At 62.9% G+C, this 17,638-nt stretch carries 10 protein-coding genes; 2 read left to right on the forward strand and 8 right to left on the reverse strand.

Annotated features, from left to right (window positions below):
* Positions 1–38: 38 nt before the first annotated feature.
* From AC5P65_RS06185 to AC5P65_RS06200, 4 genes are all read right to left on the reverse strand, one after another.
* Positions 39–2,045 (reverse strand): M13 family metallopeptidase, encoded by a 2,007-nt coding sequence (locus tag AC5P65_RS06185; RefSeq protein ID WP_021203396.1) that lies wholly within the window; start codon positions 2,043–2,045, stop codon positions 39–41.
* A 222-nt stretch (positions 2,046–2,267) separates the two neighbouring features.
* Positions 2,268–4,370, reverse strand: coding sequence for a M13 family metallopeptidase (locus AC5P65_RS06190; RefSeq protein ID WP_111098592.1), 2,103 nt, complete (start codon positions 4,368–4,370; stop codon positions 2,268–2,270).
* A gap of 186 nt (positions 4,371–4,556) precedes the next feature.
* Complete coding sequence (locus AC5P65_RS06195) at positions 4,557–7,544, reverse strand: TonB-dependent receptor domain-containing protein (RefSeq protein WP_111098593.1); 2,988 nt, start codon at positions 7,542–7,544, stop codon at positions 4,557–4,559.
* A gap of 555 nt (positions 7,545–8,099) precedes the next feature.
* Positions 8,100–10,895 carry a TonB-dependent receptor domain-containing protein gene (locus AC5P65_RS06200; protein ID WP_019660618.1) on the reverse strand — a complete coding sequence of 932 codons (2,796 nt, stop codon included), beginning with the start codon at positions 10,893–10,895 and terminating at the stop codon, positions 8,100–8,102.
* Positions 10,896–11,071: 176 nt separating this feature from the next.
* Between AC5P65_RS06200 and apbC the strand changes: the two genes are divergently transcribed.
* Positions 11,072–11,962, forward strand: a complete 891-nt coding sequence (gene apbC / locus AC5P65_RS06205) for an iron-sulfur cluster carrier protein ApbC (protein WP_219633825.1) — start codon at positions 11,072–11,074, stop codon at positions 11,960–11,962.
* A gap of 71 nt (positions 11,963–12,033) precedes the next feature.
* Here apbC and AC5P65_RS06210 read toward each other — a convergent pair whose 3' ends face one another.
* Positions 12,034–15,093 (reverse strand): TonB-dependent receptor, encoded by a 3,060-nt coding sequence (locus AC5P65_RS06210; RefSeq protein ID WP_111098594.1) that lies wholly within the window; start codon positions 15,091–15,093, stop codon positions 12,034–12,036.
* 416 nt (positions 15,094–15,509) lie between these two features.
* Here AC5P65_RS06210 and dcd point away from each other — a divergent pair, with 416 nt between their 5' ends.
* Complete coding sequence (gene dcd, locus AC5P65_RS06215; protein ID WP_005410499.1) at positions 15,510–16,082, forward strand: dCTP deaminase; 573 nt, start codon at positions 15,510–15,512, stop codon at positions 16,080–16,082.
* Between the two features lie 95 nt (positions 16,083–16,177).
* Here the strand turns inward: dcd and AC5P65_RS06220 are convergent, their stop codons facing one another.
* From AC5P65_RS06220 to AC5P65_RS06230, 3 genes are read right to left on the reverse strand one after another with little or no spacing between them, the layout of a single operon-like run.
* Positions 16,178–16,345 carry a LiaI-LiaF-like domain-containing protein gene (locus AC5P65_RS06220; protein WP_005410498.1) on the reverse strand — a complete coding sequence of 56 codons (168 nt, stop codon included), beginning with the start codon at positions 16,343–16,345 and terminating at the stop codon, positions 16,178–16,180.
* A 15-nt stretch (positions 16,346–16,360) separates the two neighbouring features.
* Positions 16,361–16,783: an HIT domain-containing protein gene (locus AC5P65_RS06225; RefSeq protein WP_111098595.1), complete on the reverse strand. Its 423-nt coding sequence runs from the start codon at positions 16,781–16,783 to the stop codon at positions 16,361–16,363.
* Complete coding sequence (locus AC5P65_RS06230; protein WP_111098596.1) at positions 16,780–17,451, reverse strand: dienelactone hydrolase family protein; 672 nt, start codon at positions 17,449–17,451, stop codon at positions 16,780–16,782. Before AC5P65_RS06230 ends, AC5P65_RS06225 begins: the two co-directional genes overlap by 4 nt.
* Between the last annotated feature and the right edge of the window lie 187 nt (positions 17,452–17,638).

Raw genomic sequence — 17,638 nt, forward strand, 5'->3', positions numbered from 1 at the left:
CCGGAGGCGCCCTTTCATCAATAACAAACCATCAGACCTCAGCGCCAGACCTTGATCTGGTCGGCTTCGCTGCGCTGCATCGGCTGCCCGGCCTTGCAACTGAAGGTAGCACCGAACGCCGGCAGGTTCGCCAGCGTGCCGTTGCTGCGCCACAGGCCCGGCGCGCGGATGTCGGCGGTCAGGCGGCGCGCGGCCTCGTTCGGCGACAGCTGCTGCGCCCACAACGTCGACCAGGCGCGGAAGAAGCCCTGCTGCTGTGCCGGCTTGGCCTTCGGCTCCTGCGCGGTGTATGCGGCCCAGGCCAGTTCCAGGCCGGCGATGTCGGCCAGGTTCTCTTCCTGGGTGAGCGTGCCGTTGACCTTGGCACCCTTCACGCCCGGGAAGTCGTAGGCGCTGTACTGCGCTGCCACGCGATTGCCGAGCAGGGTCCAGGCGGTCTTGTCGGCCGGAGTCCACCAGCTGCGCAGCTCACCCTTGGCATCGACCAGCGCGCCCTTGGCATCGATCGCACGGGTCAGTTCATGGCCGACCAGACCACCGAAGCTGCCGAACTTGTCGGCGGCGTCGGCCTTGGCGTTGAACACCGGGCCCTGCAGGATCGCGGCGGTGACGATCAGGCGGTTCTGCGCCAGGTCATAGGCCAGCGACGGCTGCTGCGGCAGCACGTCCCAGCGACGGTCGGCGTTGCCCTTGCCGATGCGCTTCATTTCCTCGCGATGGCGCCAGGTCGACGCGATCAGCATATTGCCACCGAACGAGCCGCGGCCCATCGGCTGCACGCTGTAGTCCAGGTCGCGCAGTGGAGTGCCGATCTCGATCTTCAGCGCAGCCAGCTTGGCCTGCGCTTCGGTCTTGGCTTCGGCACTCATCCAGCTGCTGTTCTTTACCGCCTCGATCTGTACTTCGCGCACCTTGTCGACGATCCATGCGGCCTGGCGACGATCTTCGGCCGACAGGTAGCGGGCGGCGTACTCGCGACCGACCATCGGGCCGGCGGCCACATTGATTGCATCCAGCACGGATTCCCAGCGCTGCGGCGGCAGGGTCTGGCCACGCAGCACACGGCCACGGAATTCGAACTCGGCGTCGCGGTAGGCCTTGGACAGGTACGGCGCCATCGAGTCGCCCACGCGCCAGCGCAGGTACGCCTTCCACTGCTCCGGCTTGAGCTTGGTGACCATGCCATCGAGCTGCTTGAACAGGCCCGGGTCGGCCAGCGAGACCAGGTCATCGTCCACGCCCTGTGCCTTCAGGAAGGCATCCAGCTGCAGGTTGCGGTAGCGGCTGTTGAGCTCCTTGGTGGAGATGGGCGCGTAGTTGTTGAACGGGTTGTTGATGCCGGCCAGCGACTGCGCATTGCGTGCCAGTTCGGTTTCCAGCGCGATCACCGCCTGCGACTCGGCATCCAGCTTGGCGGCCGGGGTACCGGTCAGCGCCAGGATCTGCTTGACGTAGTTGCGGTAGCGGCCCATCAGCGCCACGGTGTCGGCGTCGGTGCGGGTATAGAACGCCGGATCCGGCAGGCCCATGCCGCCCTGCATGAAGTAGCCGATGTGACGATCCAGCGCCTTCAGGTCGACGTCCGGGCCGAAGTTGAAGGCCACCGGGATGCCGACCTGGTGCAGCGCGGCGATCGAGGCCGGCACATCCTTGGCCTTCTTGATGGCGTTGATGCGGGTCAGCAGCGGCGCAATCGGATTGGAGCCGTCTGCTTCCACGGCGGCTTCGTCCAGGCCACTGGCCCAGAAGTCGCCCAGCAGCTTCTGCACATTGCCCTGCGGCGACTTCATCGCGGCGTCGAGCAGTTCACGCTGCTGCTGGCGGCTGCGGTCAACCAGCTGTCCCAGCGCGGTGACGGCGCCGGTCTGCGGCACCGGGTTGGCCTTCAGCCAGCCTGCATTGGTGGCGTCGTAGAAGTCGCTGCACTGGGCGCTGACGGCCGGAGCGCGTGCGGCCTTCTTCTTGGCGGCGAACGCATCGTGAGTCGGGACCAGGGTCGCCAGGCTGATGCCCAGGGCGATGGCAAGCGGACGGAAGTTGGGCATGTGGAACGAATCCGTGATGGATTGAGGGCGCGCGCACTATAGCAAGCCAGGCATGGGCGCGGGATGCACGCGTCGCGGTGCATTCGCCGACCAAGGTCGGCAGCTACCGGGGAGCGCCGGGATCAGTAGATCCACGCCATGTGTGGATGAAAGACACCCCGGAAAAACAAAGGCCCGGGAATTCCCGGGCCTTTGCAGGTCTGCAACAGCGTCAGTCAGGACTTACCAGATCACCACCTGCTGCTCGCCGGTGCGGGCCATCGGCGAACCGGCCTTGCACTGGAACGCGGCCGCGAAGGTCGGCAGGTTCGACGGTGCACCCATGGCGCGGAACTGCGCCGGGGCGTGCGGGTCGGTCGCCAGGCGGACCTTGGCGTTCTCCGGGGTGTACTTGGTGCGCCACACGGTGGCCCAGTTGAAGAAGAAGCGCTGGTCGCGGGTGAAGCCGTCCACCTTCGGGTCTTCCTTGCCGGCGCTGGCCTTCTGCAGGGCATCGTAGGCGGTAGCCAGGCCGCCCAGGTCGGCGATGTTCTCACCCAGGGTCAGGTGGCCGTTCACCGCCTGGCCGTCGACCTTGTACTGGTCGAACTGCTTGACCAGCTTGCCGGTCAGGCCTTCGAAGTTCTTCTTGTCAGCGGCGGTCCACCAGTCTTCCATGTTGCCGGTCGGCCCGAAGCGCGCGCCCTGGTCGTCGTAACCATGGGTCATTTCGTGGCCGATCACCGCGCCGATGCCGCCGTAGTTCAATGCGTCGTCGGCCTTCGGGTCGAAGAACGGCGGCTGCAGGATGGCGGCCGGGAACACGATCTCGTTCTGCAGCGGGTTGTAGTAGGCATTGACCGTCTGCGGGGTCATGCCCCACTCGGTCTTGTCCACCGGCTTGCCGATCTTGGACAGGTTGAACTTGTAGTTGAACTCGTTGGCCGCGCGCACGTTGCCCAGGAAGCTGTCGCGCTGGGTCTGCAGGCCCGACCAGTCACGCCACTTGTCCGGGTAGCCGATCTTCGGGGTGAAGGTTTCCCACTTGGCGATGGCCTTGGCCTTGGTCTCCTCGCTCATCCAGCTCAAGCCCTGGATGCGCTCCTTCAGCGCGGCGGCCAGATTCTTCACTAGTTCTTCCATCTTCGCCTTGGCTTCCGGCGAGAAGGCAACCTTCACGTACAGCTGGCCGAAGGCTTCACCCGCATCGTTTTCGATGGTGCTCAGCACGCGCTTCCAGCGCGGCTTCTGTTCCTTCTGGCCGTTGAGGGTCTTGCCGTAGAACTCGTAGTTTTCCTGCACGAAGGCATCAGCCAGGTACGGCGAGGCGCTGTCCACGGTGTGGAAGCGCAGGTAGGCGCGCCACACCGACGGGTCGGTATCGCCCAGCGCCTTGCTTACTTCCTCATGGAAGGCCGGCATGGCCAGCGAGAACTTCTCCGGCGCGGCCACGCCCTGCGACTTGAAGAACTCGGTCCAGCTGAAGTTCGGGGTCAGCTTGTCGGCATCGGCCAGGGTGACCGGGTTGTAGTACAGCTCGACGTTGCGCGACAGCTCCACGCGCGACTTGGAGGCCTTGGCCAGGCGGGTCTCGAACTTGACCACGTCCTCGGCCTGCTTGGCGGCGTCGGCAGCGGCGACACCGGACAGCTCCAGCACCTTGGCGACGTGCGCCTGGTAGGCCTTCAGCTTGTCGGCATTCTTGGCGTCGGTGTAATAGGTGCTGTCCGGCAGGCCCAGGCCGCCCTGGCTGGCGTAGGCCATGTTCACGGCCGAGTTCTTGAAGTCGGCTTCGGCACCGAAGCCGAACAGGACGTTGTCGCCCTTGGCCGCGCTGGTGCGCAGGTAATCGGCGATGGCCGCCTTGTCCTGCAGGCCGTCGATGGCGGCCAGGTCGGCCTTCAGCGGCTCGATGCCCTGGGCATTGATCTTGGCCTCGTCCATGCCGGTGGCCCACAGGTCGCCGACGATTTTCTCGATGTGGTTCGGATTCTTGACCTGCGCCACCTGTTCGGCCAGCTGGTGTTGCACGGCCACCGAGCGCTCGTCGAGGATGGTGAACGCACCCCAGCTGGTGCGGTCGCCCGGAATTTCATTGGCGGCCAGCCACTTGCTGTTCACATAGTCGCCGAAGGCGCCGCAGGCGTCCTTGGTGGTATCCAGATCGCTGGGCTGGAAAGCGTTGTAGGCCGGCAGCTTGCTTTCGTCCAGCGTGTAGTTGGTGGCTTCGGCCGCGGCCGGCGTGGAGGCGGTGGCGTCCTTGGCCGGGGTTTCAGTCTTGCCGCAGCCGACCAGCGCGGCCGAAACGGCCAGGGTCAGCAGCACGATCTTGGGAGTACGGGTCACTTTGATGGCCTCCAGGCCGAGTGAGTCAGGGAAAGGCCGTGGGACGGCCGTGGGCCGAACGATACGCCGCCGGCCAGACCTGCAAGGGTGTCGAAGGTCATGGCCGGGTGCAAGGGGGGCATTGCGGGTACAAAAAAGCAGACCCGGCAAAAGCCGGGTCTGCGGATTGCATCAAGTCCGGACGGATCAGAACTTGTAGTTGACGCCCATATACATGAAGCGACCAACGTTGTCGTAGTAGGCCGAGCCGAGGTCCGCACCGAAGTAGTTGACCGGCGGATCCTTGTCGAACACGTTGTCCACGCCCAGGTACACCTCGACACCGGAATCAGCCATTTTGTAGCCGATCTGCATGTTGTGGTAGGTGTACGACGGGTTCCAGATCGGGCTCTGCGAACCCGGGTTGCTGTTGTAGCTCTCCGGGAACACGCGCAGGTTGCGATGGATGTACACCATGTCCCAGCTGGCGCGGAAGTTGCCCAGCGTGTACTTGGCAGTGAACTGACCGCGCCAGCGCGGATTGGTCACGTAGTTCGAGCGTTCCTTGTAGTCGCTCGGGAAGTCCTGGAACTCCCATTCACGCGATTCCAGCAGGCGGGTACCGACCAGGCGCAGGTTGGTGTGGCCACCGAACATGCCGAAGTCATAGTTCATTTCCAGGTCGATACCGGTACGACGGCTCTTGGCCAGGTTCTCGGCCAGTGCGGTCCAGTCGTAGATGCTGTACGCCGGGAACTCGGCGCCGTTGGCCCCGGTTGCGCCGCCGATCGGGGCGCGCTTGATCTTGTCGCAGAAGGCGTTGTTGATGCCCCCCGGCGAGTCGACGCAGCGCGTGGCCAGCGTCTGCGCGGTGACCGAGCCGATCGCATCCTTCAGGGTGATGCGCCAGTAGTCGACCGACATGCCGAAGCCTTCGAAGAACTCCGGCTGCCAGACGAAGCCGATCGAGGTGGACTCGGCGCGTTCCGGCTTCAGGTCCGGGTTACCGCCGCTCAGGCCAGGACGGTTGGCGCTGTAGGAGTCAACCCAGTTGGCCGGAATACCCAGCGCAGCGCAATTGGCAGCGCGCAGTGCCGGATCGCCAGCGGTGGCCGGACGGTTGGAGTTGGTGGCGTTGGTGTTGCAGGGATCGTTGATGGTGGCGAAGTTCTGCGACTGCTCGTCGTACAGTTCACCGATGTTGGGAGCGCGGATGGCCTTGGCCAGGGTACCGCGGACGCGCAAGGACGGGATCACTTCCCAATCCAGGCCGACGTTCCAGGTCTTGGTTGAACCGATGGTGTTGTAGTCCGAATAGCGGCCGGCCAGGTCCAGCGACAGGCGGCGGATGCCCGGAATGTCAGCCAGCAGCGGGATGTTGGTTTCGGCGAACACTTCCTTGACGTTGTACGAGCCGCCGCCACCGTTGATGGCATTGAGGAAGGTCGCGCCGGAGGCCGCCAGCGGATCGGTGCGCTCCAGGCTCTTTTCCTTGCGGTATTCCACGCCGGCCGCGATACCGACGTCACCGGCCGGCAGCGAGAACAGCGCGTTGTTGTTGACCGATGCGCTGAACACGGTCTGCTGAAGCTTGCCGAAGTAGTGCGAACGGGTGTTGAACCAGTCGGCCGCTTCCTGCGACACCGCACCGTTGCCCAGAACACTGAACGGAATGCAGCCCGAGCCGATCAGGTCGCGGTTGTACTTGCGGCCACCTGCATTGATGTTGGTGGCATTCGGGTCGAGGTCGACACGACAGACGATCTTGCCGCTCGGATCGCGGACGGCATCCAGGCCGGCCTGCCAGCGTTCGTTGATGCGGTTGTTGACGTTGACGCGGTTGATCTCGGTCTCGCCATAGTTGCCCGAAGCCTCATAGCTCCAGTTGTCGCCGAACATGCCTTCGATGCCCAGGACGAAGCGCTTGGTCTCACGCTTGACCTCTTCACCACGGCGGCCGGCATCGACGTTGAAGCGGGCCATCTGCAACTGGTTGACACCGTTGGCGTCCATCAGCGCGCCCAGTTCCGGGCTGATGAAGGCGTTGTCACGACGGATGCGCAGGGTGCTGTCGAAAGCGGGCTGGCCGAAGAAGGTGGATTCGGTCTTGGTGTACTTGCCTTCGAAGAACAGGCGGTGCTTGTCGGTCAGGTCGAAGTGGGCGACGGTGTTGACGCTGACGCGGTCGAACTTCGGCTGCAGGTCGGCAACGGCGTTCAGATCGGCGAAATCACAGTTGACGCAGGTGCTCGGGCTGACCACCGGGCCATCGAAGCGGTTGCGGCTGAAACTGCCGTCCGGATTGAAGTGGTAGCGGTATTTGTAGGTGCCCGGCTTGGTGAAATCAAACTTGCCGCCCAGGTCGAAGGTGCCGCCGTAGGAGGTGGAGTAGTTGCCACCCGGACGCGCCAAGACGGTCTGCGGGTTGCTCTCGCTCGGCGGCTTGGTCCTGTCGAAGTTCGGATTGGGCACAGTCACGTCATAGCGCTGACCGATCGAACGGTCGCCACGGCCGAAACGACCCTGCTCGCTGTACTCGACGGCGACGGCGGCATTGCCACGGCCGTCGGCGAAGTTGGTGCCCGCCGTGGCCGACACGAAGCCGCGGTTGAAGCCGCCTTCACCCGCGATGCCCTTCTGGGCGCGGGCTTCAAAACCTTCGTAGTTCTTCTTCATGATGAAGTTGACCACACCGGCCACGGCGTCCGCGCCGTAGATGGCCGAGGCACCACCGGTGATCACTTCAACGCGTTCGATCCACTCCACCGGAATGGTGTTGACGTCAACAGAGGTGCTGCCCGGGTTGGCGCCGACATGGCGGCGGCCATTGACCAGCACCAGGGTGCGGTCGTAGCCCATGCCACGCAGGTCCATCAGGCCCAGGCCAGCGGTACCGATGTAGCGGGTGGAGTTGCCCAGCGTAAACGACGGTGCCAGCTGCGGCATCTTGTTCATCAGGTCGCTGATGGTCAGCGCGCCGGTCTGGCGGATTTCTTCTGCGGTGATGGCGGTAACCGGCGAAGAGGTCACGAAGCCCGTACGCGCAATGCGCGAGCCGGTCACGCTGACGCGGTCCAGATCGACCGGGTTGGAGGAGGCTTCCTGCGCGAAGGCGGGCGCCGAAGTCGCGGCCAGCAGGCCGACGAGCAGGGCGCTGGTCAGCGGGTGGCGGCCAGGTGAGCGGTTGTACGTCATCGTGATGGATCCCCTATTGAAGTGAAGCGTGCCGTTCCGTCCGTTCGTTACATCTGAGTTCAGATAACGGGCGTTGTTCATGGAACCTAACACGGTCTTAACGAGAAATGCATGCCAATGTCACGCAATGTCTCTGAAGTCACTCCAAAAGTACATGAAAGTGCAATAATTACAGTCACTTAGTATCAGTTGTGATTTGCAGGTAAAGGCTGGATGACGCGTAGCTGAATGTGGGGAGTCGGGTCCCTTTGCGCAAACAGGCCTTTCAGTAGTCCGCAACAGTTGCTTTCCAGCGGGGGCGGAAGGGCTGGCATAACGGTTCATTCAGCCGATTCCTCGGGCACCGATCGCGGCGGCGCAAGCGCGTGGTGGGCCGTTGGCCCCTGCTTGAGGCGCCAGCTGCAGATGCCGGTTGCTCCTGGCGCAGGGCGCTGGCAAAGCGCCTGCCAGGAACCACGAATCGGGTGTCTCCAACTCCGCGGTGGGAGAGCGACCAAAAAAAAGGCCCCGCCGAAGCGGGGCCTGGTCCGGAATCAAACCCGGAAAACGACGGGATTACTTGCCGAAGTCGTACTTGGCCTGCACGTACACGGTGCGACCGTAGACGTTGTACAGGTAGTTGTTGAACGGCGTGCCGGAGGTGCCCTGGTAGCTGTGGGCCTGCTGTTCGGGCATCTTGTTGAACACGTTGTTGACCATCAGCGACAGGGTCAGGTCATCCTGCGCACGGTAGTTCACGCTCAGGTTGTAGGTGGTGTACGAACCCCACTTGCCTGCCTTGTAGCCCGATGCGGCGTGGGTGTACTCGTAGCCGTTCAGGCCTGCCAGGTAGTTCGGGGTGTGGCCGATGTAGTTCGCGTACAGCGTGGTGGTCCACTTGTCCAGCGACCAGGCCACCGACGCGTCGGAACGGACCTTGGCGTAGCTGTCGTAGTTCCACATCGACTTCGGGTTGCCCAGCAGGTCCTGGAAGTCCTCACCCGGCTGCGCCTGCACTTCACGCTTCAGCATGTTGGTGTAGTTGCCCGAGAACTGCAGCGAACCGAAGCGGCCGATGTCCTGCAGGTACTTGAAGCCGACGGTCACGGCCTGCAGGTTCTGGCGGGCCACGTTCATCTTCGGGGTGTACAGCGAGCTCAGGTTGCCGGCCGAATCGCGCACGACCCAGTCGGCCACGTTCTGGCAGGTGGCCGAGGAGCCATTCGGCAGGCCGTTGCGGCAGTAGTACTCGGCCAGCAGCAGCTGGTCGGTGCTGGCCGTATCGACTTCGTTCTCGATCTTCCAGTTGTAGTAGTCGGCCGAGATCGACAGGTTTGCCATCGGTGCCCAGACGATACCCGCGTTCCAGACGTCGGCGGTGATCGGCTCCAGGTCCGGGTTGCCGGCACGCTCGGAATAGACCGAGACGCTGTCGGCGTAGCGGCAGGCGTCGGTGTTGCCCGGGGTGTAGCCCAGCTCGCCGCAACGGTAGTAGTCGGTCGAGTTGGCAGCATAGTAGCCGCTGCGACCCTGGAAGGCGTCGGGCAGGGTCGGCGCGCGGAAGGCGGTGCCGTACTTGCCGCGGAACAGCAGGCTTTCGATCGGACGGAACTCCACGCCCACGCTGTAGGTGGCCTTGTCGACGGTGTTGTCGGCGATCTTGAAGGCGTCATAGCGACCGGAAGCGGTCACCGTCAGCGACTCCAGCAGCGGCATGCGCAGTTCGCTGGTCACCGCATAGTTGCTGCGATGGCCGTTGCCGGCAACAGCCGACGAGCCCCACACGTCGCCGTCCAGCAGGCGCTGGTCGGGGCTGTAGTCCCAGCCTTCGCTGCCGCCTTCGACGACCACGGCCAGGCCCGCATCGCCACCCGGCAGCGAGAACAGCGAACCGTTGGTGACCTGCGCGCGAGCCAGGTTCTGCCAGGTGCGGCTGTGGTTGGTGGTGTAACCGGTGAAGCCAGCGAAATCTTCCGGCGAGATCGGCGAGTAGAACGCGCCCCAGTTGGTGTTGTAGATGCCGAAGCCATCCTTGGTGCCCAGCTGCGGGCCGAGCACCTTGTCGGCGAAGTAGCTGTTGATGGCATTGCCGAAGCGCTGGAACTTGCTTTCATCCAGGCGATATTCGCCGCGGGTGAAGCTCAGGCTGTAGTCCCAGTTGCCCACTGCGCCCTTGCCGCCCAGGGTGACCTGGTAGGCACGGCTCTTGTCGTTGTTCAGGATGCTCTTGTAGCCTTCGCCGCCGATGTCTTCCGGAGCAAAGGCGCGCTGCAGGTTGACCAGCTTGCCTGACGCCTGGTCGTAGAAGCCGCCCATGGTGCTCTTGGTGCCCCACCACAGGTAGTTCGAGCCCGAGGTGTACTCGGTCTTTTCCTTGCTGTACAGCACGTCGGCGAACAGCTGGAAGTTGTCGTTCACGTCGAAGGTCATCGACGAATAGAACTGGCCGCTGTCCTTGCCGTTCTTCAGGGTCTTGTAACCGGCGCCGAACACCGAGCCGCAGGACTGGCCGGTCGGGCGGTTGGCCAGCACGGTGGTGCCGCCAAACTGGCCGGCGACATTGGCGCAGTTGCCCGGGTCCATCATGTACAGCGCATTGGTCTTGGCGTCGATGACGGCGAAGTCGTTCGACGGCAGCTGTGCGGTATAGCCGTGGGTGTTGTTCTGCTTGGTCAGGTCACGCTGGTAGCCCCAGATCGGGTTGCTGCTTTCGATCTGCACGTTGACCAGCGCATTGAAGCGGTCGTCCAGCGCCGAGAAGCCGTGCGCGCCACTGATGCGGAAGCTGCTGCCACCGCCTTCGGTGGAGGTGCCGCCACGCACGGACAGGCTGCCGCCTTCCATGTGGTCCTTCAGAATGATGTTGACCACGCCGGCGATCGCGTCCGAACCATACAGGGAGGACTGGCCGCCCGGCAGGACTTCGATGCGCTCGACGATGTCGATCGGAATGCCGCTGATGTTGTTGAACGCGTCGCCGCCGTTGTACAGCGCCGGGTAGGACATCATCGGGCGGCCGTTGATCAGGTACTTGGTGTACCCCGGATTCAGGCCGAACATGCCAGCGGCTTCAGCGCCCTGGGTGAACGAGGCGGAGGTCTGGCCGCCCTGGATGCCGCCGGTGGTCAGCGAAGACTGCTGCAGCACTTCGGCGACGCTGTTGAAGCCGCGCGACTGGATGGCTTCAGCGCTGATGGTCATGACCGGGGTCTGGGTCTCAACCTGGGTCTGCGGGATCAGCGAACCGGTGACGGTGATCTTGTCCAGGTTGGTGGCCTTGTCCTGGGCCATTGCCGGCGAGGCGGCGACCAGGGCGGAAATCAAGGCGACAGCGAGGGTGTTGCGACGTGCGGAATTGCGAAGGTCTTTCATGTGGTTCCGTTCAAAGAGCAAATACGAATACGGCACTGCGCATGCGCCATCGTGCGTGCAATGAAACAGCGACGCAGCCCAAAACCAGTGCTTAGCGAACGTAACATGAACTTAACAATCTGTGCACGAATCTGTAGCAATCCTGAATTTCAGTCAGCTTGTGTCCAGCTTGTATGATGTTGGGTTATTCCCCTGACCCGCCGGTGCTCGTTGTGAACAGTTCTCCCCGCCGTCCCCATGCAAGCCAGGTCCAGAAGGGACTCACGCCGCATGCCCGCATCCGCAACGTGATCGCGGTTGGTTCGGGCAAGGGCGGCGTCGGCAAGTCGACCACCGCAGTCAATCTGGCCGTGGCGCTGCAGCAGCTCGGCGCACGCGTGGGCGTGCTTGACGCGGACATCTATGGGCCGAGCGTACCGGCCATGCTGGGCCTGTCCGGTCGTCCGGAAAGCCCCGATAACAAGAGCATCGAGCCGCTGCGCGCGTTCGGCGTGGACACCATGTCGATCGGCTACCTGATCGAAGAGGATACGCCGATGATCTGGCGTGGGCCGATGGCCACCTCGGCGATGACCCAGCTGTTCAATGACACGCTGTGGGATGACCTGGATTTCCTGCTGATCGACCTGCCGCCGGGCACCGGTGACATCCAGCTGACCCTGACCCAGAAGATTCCGCTGGCCGGTGCGGTGATCGTTACCACGCCGCAGGACATCGCCACGCTGGATGCGAAGAAGGCGCTGAAGATGTTCGAGAAGGTGGAGGTGCCGGTGCTGGGCATCGTCGAGAATATGGCGGTACATACCTGCAGCAGCTGCGGGCATGTCGAGCACCTGTTCGGCGAGGGCGGCGGCGAGCGCATGGCCGCGCAGTATGGTGTGCCGTTGCTGGGTTCGCTGCCGCTGCAGATCGGCATCCGCGAGCAGGGGGATGCTGGCACTCCGATCACCGTGGCGCAGCCCGATTCGGTGCCAGCCCAGGCCTACCGCCATGCCGCCCAGCGCCTGATCGAGGAAGTGGGCAAGCGCCCGCGCGCTTCTATTCCGATTCTGTCGTCGCTGCTCTGAGCACAGCTACAAAGAAAAAGCCGCCGGCGCGAGGCCGGCGGCAAGTGGCGCTTTCCTGGAGAGTTGTCCGTTTACCAGTCGTATTGAACCTGGAAGCGGACGTAGCGCGGATCGTTGAAATACTTCGGCGTGTTGTAGTTGTAATATGTCCGGATGGTCGGCGCCGAGCTCGGGCGACCGTACTTTGTTTCGTACACCTGCACAGGCTTGATGTTGTTGAATGCGTTGATCACCGACATCTGAACGCTCAGGCCCTTCAGCCAGTTCGGGGTATAAGTGATGTTCGGGCTGACCGTGAACTGCCACGGGGTTCGGCCCGCGCTGCCGACCTTGGAGATATCGTCAGCAGGCTGGTTGCCGTTGAGTTCGCAGCTGTGGAACACACCGGAGTAGCCATACTCGCTGTCGAAGCTGCCCCAGCCGCCGCCAAGGCAACTCTTCGGTGCACCGGACTGCGCCAGCATGTTCACACCCACCGACCACTCATCCGTGAACCTGAAGCCGCCATAAAGCTTGATGCTGTGGCGATGGTCATTGAACAGATAGCCGTCCGAACCATACATGATCTCGGCGAAATCGAAGTCGGACGTGGTGCCGGTGTCATCCTGGCCGTTGGTGCTCTTGACCAGGCCTTCGTAATTGCCTTCCAGCTTGGACCAGGTATACGAGAAGCTGGCATACCAGCGCTCGGTCTGCTTGTCAGCACTGAGGGTCACGGCCTTGTACACGCGCTTGGCCTTCGGGCCCAGGCTTGCTCCCGGCACGGTGATGTCGTCAACCTTGCCATCGCCGTCCACGTCCAGGGTTACCTGCAGGTCGCTACCCGGGTTGTAGATCCAGCAACCCGGCAACCCTTCCGGCACGGTCCAGGGATCGGCCCAGTTGGAAAGGTCATAGCCGGCGGCTACCGCCGCGTTGTAGAGCGAACGCGAATCGCAGGTGTCGTCGATCACCTTGTTCGCACGGCGATAGGTAGCCTTGACGCCAACGGTCCAATCATTGAAGAAGTCGATCGAGGAGTTGATCTGTTGCTGGTAGCCAAGGATCACTTCATCCTGGGTGTAGGGCTTCAAACCCTTGGACGCTACCGCGCGAGGATCCGGGGTGACACCGCTCTCACCGTTGACGATGTTGTCATAGGCACCATCTTCGTAGCTGCCAGTGATGATTGGCGAGCCGTTCGGATTGATGCCATCGTAGGTGAAGTACTCGTCCAGGTAATACGATGCGCTCGCGGCGCGAAGCGCCACGTTGGCAGCGATGGGCAGAGAGTAGCGACCGGCCGATGCGAACAGCTTGCTGCGGCCGTCACCCAGAATGTCCCACGAGAATCCGAAGCGTGGCTGCCAGATATCATCCTGCTTCACGAAGCTGATGCCGTCGGAGTTCTTGTTGTCGAACGAGTCATTGCGGATGCCGGCGTACAGCATGAAGTTGTTGGTGATCTGCCAGTTGTCCTGTACATACCAGGACTTCTGCTTGATTTCGATCGAGCCACCATTGCGGAAGTTCACGCGGTTGGCGTAATCATCTTCCAGATACCAGAGCGCGCCTGCGGAATAGGAGGTGCCCTGTACTGAAGTCCACTTCTCATCGCTGTAGCCAAAGCCGATCTTGTGGTCACCCAGCTGCCAATCGAAGTCGGCACGTGCGCCTTTGCGCTCGTTGCGGCCGCCGAACATGCCTACTGTGCTGGCGACGGCGCAACCGATGCGACGGCCGGTGCCGCCAGTTTCCGAACGGTAATCCAGCACGTACGGGCATGCGCCTTCAGGGCTGTTGATGTTGCCGTCATAGAAGCTGGTCACACCGTCGGGGCTGATCGTGTGTTCCGAGCTGCGGTTGCGCATCTGGCCGTACTGGATCGAGCCCGTCAGATTCTCGGTCAGGTAGCTGGTCCACTTGAAGATGTCGGTCTGACCGCCGGTCTTGCCGATCAATTCGCCGAGATCATTGGTGCGTGCGGGTTCGCCACCAGCGTCGGGCTTGTCATAGAGTGCATTGAAATAGTTGTAGCTGTAGCGACGGCTGTTGTCGAAGCCGGTGTATTCCAGGTGATTGTTCTCATTGAGGTACCAATCGACCTTCAGCAGCCAGTAGGGCGTCTTGGACTCATAGTCGTAGCCGGTCGTTGAAAGCGCAGCAGCACTCGGCGGGCGACCGTTGGTGGTGTACTGCGATCCGCGGTTGCTGTAGCTGCCGGTCTTGGAGTTGCTGAACTGCCCCATCGCGAAGACGAAAAGCTTGTCCTCGATCAGCGGGCCACCAGCCCAGACACTGTAGACATTCGAACTGCTGCTGTTCTTGTCGTAGGAACGGAAAATCGAGCCATCGTTGTAGTAGGTGTCCGGTTCGTTCTCACGCAGCGAGTCAGGAGCGCCTGTCCAGCTGAACCCGCCCTTCCACTCGTTGGTGCCGCGCTTGACGTTGACGCTGGTCACGCCACCGGTCGAAAAGCCGTACTTGGCGCCATAACCACCGGTCTGAATGTCCAACTGGTCGATGGCCTGGTACGGAATCTCCGAGAACGAGAGACTGTCATACAGATTGGTGACGTTGAAGCCATTGACGTAGTAGCTGTTCTCGGCCGCCGACGCGCCGCCGAACGACGCTGGGCCGAAGTACCCGCTGGATGATACGGTGCCGGGAGTCAGCAGCGAGACGCTCGTGACATCGCGGGCGACCGGCAGGGAGTTGAGCTTGTCGGCGGTAAATGTGGTCCGGGATTCGACACTGCCCAGATCAATGGCGTTTGCCGCGCCCAGTGCGCGTACGTTCACGGTCTCCAGGGATGTCGCGCTGCCGGAGGATGCCGACGCGAAAGTGGCCATCGAGGACTGGCCGGCGACCACGGTTACCCGGGTGGTCGCGGTTGGGCTGCCATTGCTGACCGTGCTGACCTCGTAGGTTCCGGTTGGCAGCTGCGATACGCGGAAACGTCCGTCGCTACTGACGTTCACCTCGCGCGTTGTGCCCGATGACAGGCTCTTGACCTGAATCTTATCTGCCGAAGTCACGCTGCCGACGATATCGCCGGTGGTGCTCTGGGCGTAGCTGGTGCCTGCCAGGGCACCGAGAACCAGCGCAAGGGCAGTGCGCTTCAGTGTGCGGCCATTGAAGTTGAGATTCATCGTGTTCCTTTGCGGTTGCAGACGGAAATCGGTTCAGTTCAAGTGGCCTGAACGAATTGTTCAGGATGAATGAAACCGTAATCATCGGGCTCCCGTCATGCAACGTTCATCTGGCGCTCATTTTATAAAAAGTGCTTTCTGGCGCCTCATCCTGTTGAATTTGAAGAGAAAATTTTTTTATGTCGATATGTGTCATTGCCTGCGCTTCGATTGGAACTGACATAAATGTGTGGTAACTGATTTCCTTTGGTCGGGGTGGTCTCATTTGTTATCCGCCTTGCGGGCGCGTGCATCGCTCGAGGTCCCAGGTCACTGGCGACTGGTCAACATCCACACCGTGGCTGGCACAGTTGGCCCGGCTGTAGAATCGCCGGCCCGGACCCAGTCCCATTCCCCCTCGTTCAACAGGACAAAGCATGAGCATCAAGAGTGACCGTTGGATCCGCCGCATGTCCGAGCAGCACGGCATGATCGAGCCGTTCGAGGCCGGGCAGGTCAAGCAGGCCAATGGCGAGCGCATCGTCAGCTACGGCACCTCCAGCTACGGGTACGACGTCCGTTGCTCGCGCGAGTTCAAGGTGTTCACCAACATCAACTCGACGATTGTCGATCCCAAGCATTTCGATTCGGGCAGCTTCGTCGACATCACGGCCGATGAGTGCATCATCCCGCCGAACAGCTTCGCCCTGGCGCGTACCGTGGAGTACTTCCGCATCCCGCGCGACACCCTGGTGGTGTGCCTGGGCAAGAGCACCTACGCGCGCTGCGGCATCATCGTCAACGTGACCCCGTTGGAACCGGAGTGGGAAGGCCACGTCACCCTGGAATTCAGCAACACCACGCCGCTGCCGGCCCGCATCTATGCCAACGAAGGCGTGGCGCAGATGCTGTTCTTCCAGGCCGCGGCCGATGACATCTGCGAGACGTCGTACCGCGATCGTGGCGGCAAGTACCAGGGCCAGACCGGCGTGACCCTGCCGCGGACCTGATCGCCCGCGTCATTGCATGACGAAAGCGCCGGGCCGTGCCCGGCGTTTTCGCATGGTCCACGCGGTGCGTTCGCCGGGCACGACCCGGCGCTACGTCATTTGCCGCGACCGAACAGCATCGCAATGCCCACGCCCACCAGTGCCACCGGCCACCAGGTCAGCAGCAGCTTGGACAGGTTCAGGTGCGTCCAGCCGAGGTTGCTGGCGAGCATGAACAGGCCGATCAGGATCAGCAGGATGGCGGCAACGAGGTTGAATCGCATCGGGTCGGGCAAGGCTCAGGGACGGGCTGGATATCCTAGCCGTTCCTTCCAGTAGGCGACATGCTGGTCCAGGGCCGCAGGCTCGTAGCGGTGCGCCGGGCCGCTGCCCCAGACCGGGCCGGGCCAGGCCGGATCGCCGTCATGGCGGCCGATCACATGGAAGTGCAGCTGGCGCACGATGTTGCCCAGCGCGCCGATATTGATCTTCTCCACGCCGTCGTGGCCCTTCAGGGCCTTGCAGGCGCGGTTGAGCTCGGTGCGCAGCTTGTCCTGCTGCTCGCCGTCCAGCTCGATCCACTCGGTCACCCCGGCCAGGCGTGGTACCAGCACCAGCCAGGGGAATCGTTCGTCGTTCATCAGCCGCACTTGCGACAACGGTCCTTCCGCCACCAGCACGCTATCGGTGGCCAGGCGTGAATCGAGTTCGAATTCGCTCATCCAAGATGCTCCGAGAAGAAGTCCAGGGTGCGTTGCAGCGCCAGGGCGGCGCTGTCTGGATCATACGCATGTCCGACCTCGCGGTTGAAGGCGTGGTCGGCCGGATAGACGAAAGTGGCCATCTGCGGCAGCTTTTCGCGGTGGGCCTGGACGGCCTCCGGCGGGATGCTCCTGTCCTGGGTGCCGAAGTGGAAGATCACCGGCGCCTTGGGTGTCTCATCGAGGAACTGGACGTTGCGTGCGCCGTAGTAGCTGACCGACGGCAGCCCGAGCCGCAGCGCCGACAGCATCGCCACCGTGCCGCCCCAGCAGTAGCCGACGGTGCCGACCTTGCCGTAGGGGGCCAGCCGGGTGGCCGCCGCGCGGACCACTTCCAGCGCCTTCTCCATGCCCAGCGCGCTGACCCTTTCCAGGCCCTGCTTCACGCCGTCGGCGTCGTAGGGCAGGGCATCCGGGTCGGCATGGGGTCCATCGACCAGGTCGAAGAACGAAGGAGCCAGCACCGCATAGCCCTCGGCGGCGAAGCGCTCGGCCACGCCGCGGATGTGCGGGTTGGCGCCAAAAATTTCCTGCACCACCACCAGCCCGCCTCGCGCGGTGCCCTCGGGGAGTGCCTGCCAGGCCCGTACCGCGCCGTGGTGCGTATCCAGGGTGATCCATTCGTTCATCGCGGCTGACTCGCTTTGGAAACTGAAAGCCGATTATCCGGTGCGCGTCAGTGCACGTCATGTCGGCAGTTGGGCCGGATCGGTGATCTCCAGCTGCCTGGCGTCTCCAGCTATCTGCGGGCAGGGTTGGCCCGTTCAGAGCGCCGCCGCCAACCCCGGTATACTGGCGCCCTTTCAGGCCCCGGCC

The organism is Stenotrophomonas sp. YJH_SMC_48-3 (assembly GCF_059369375.1).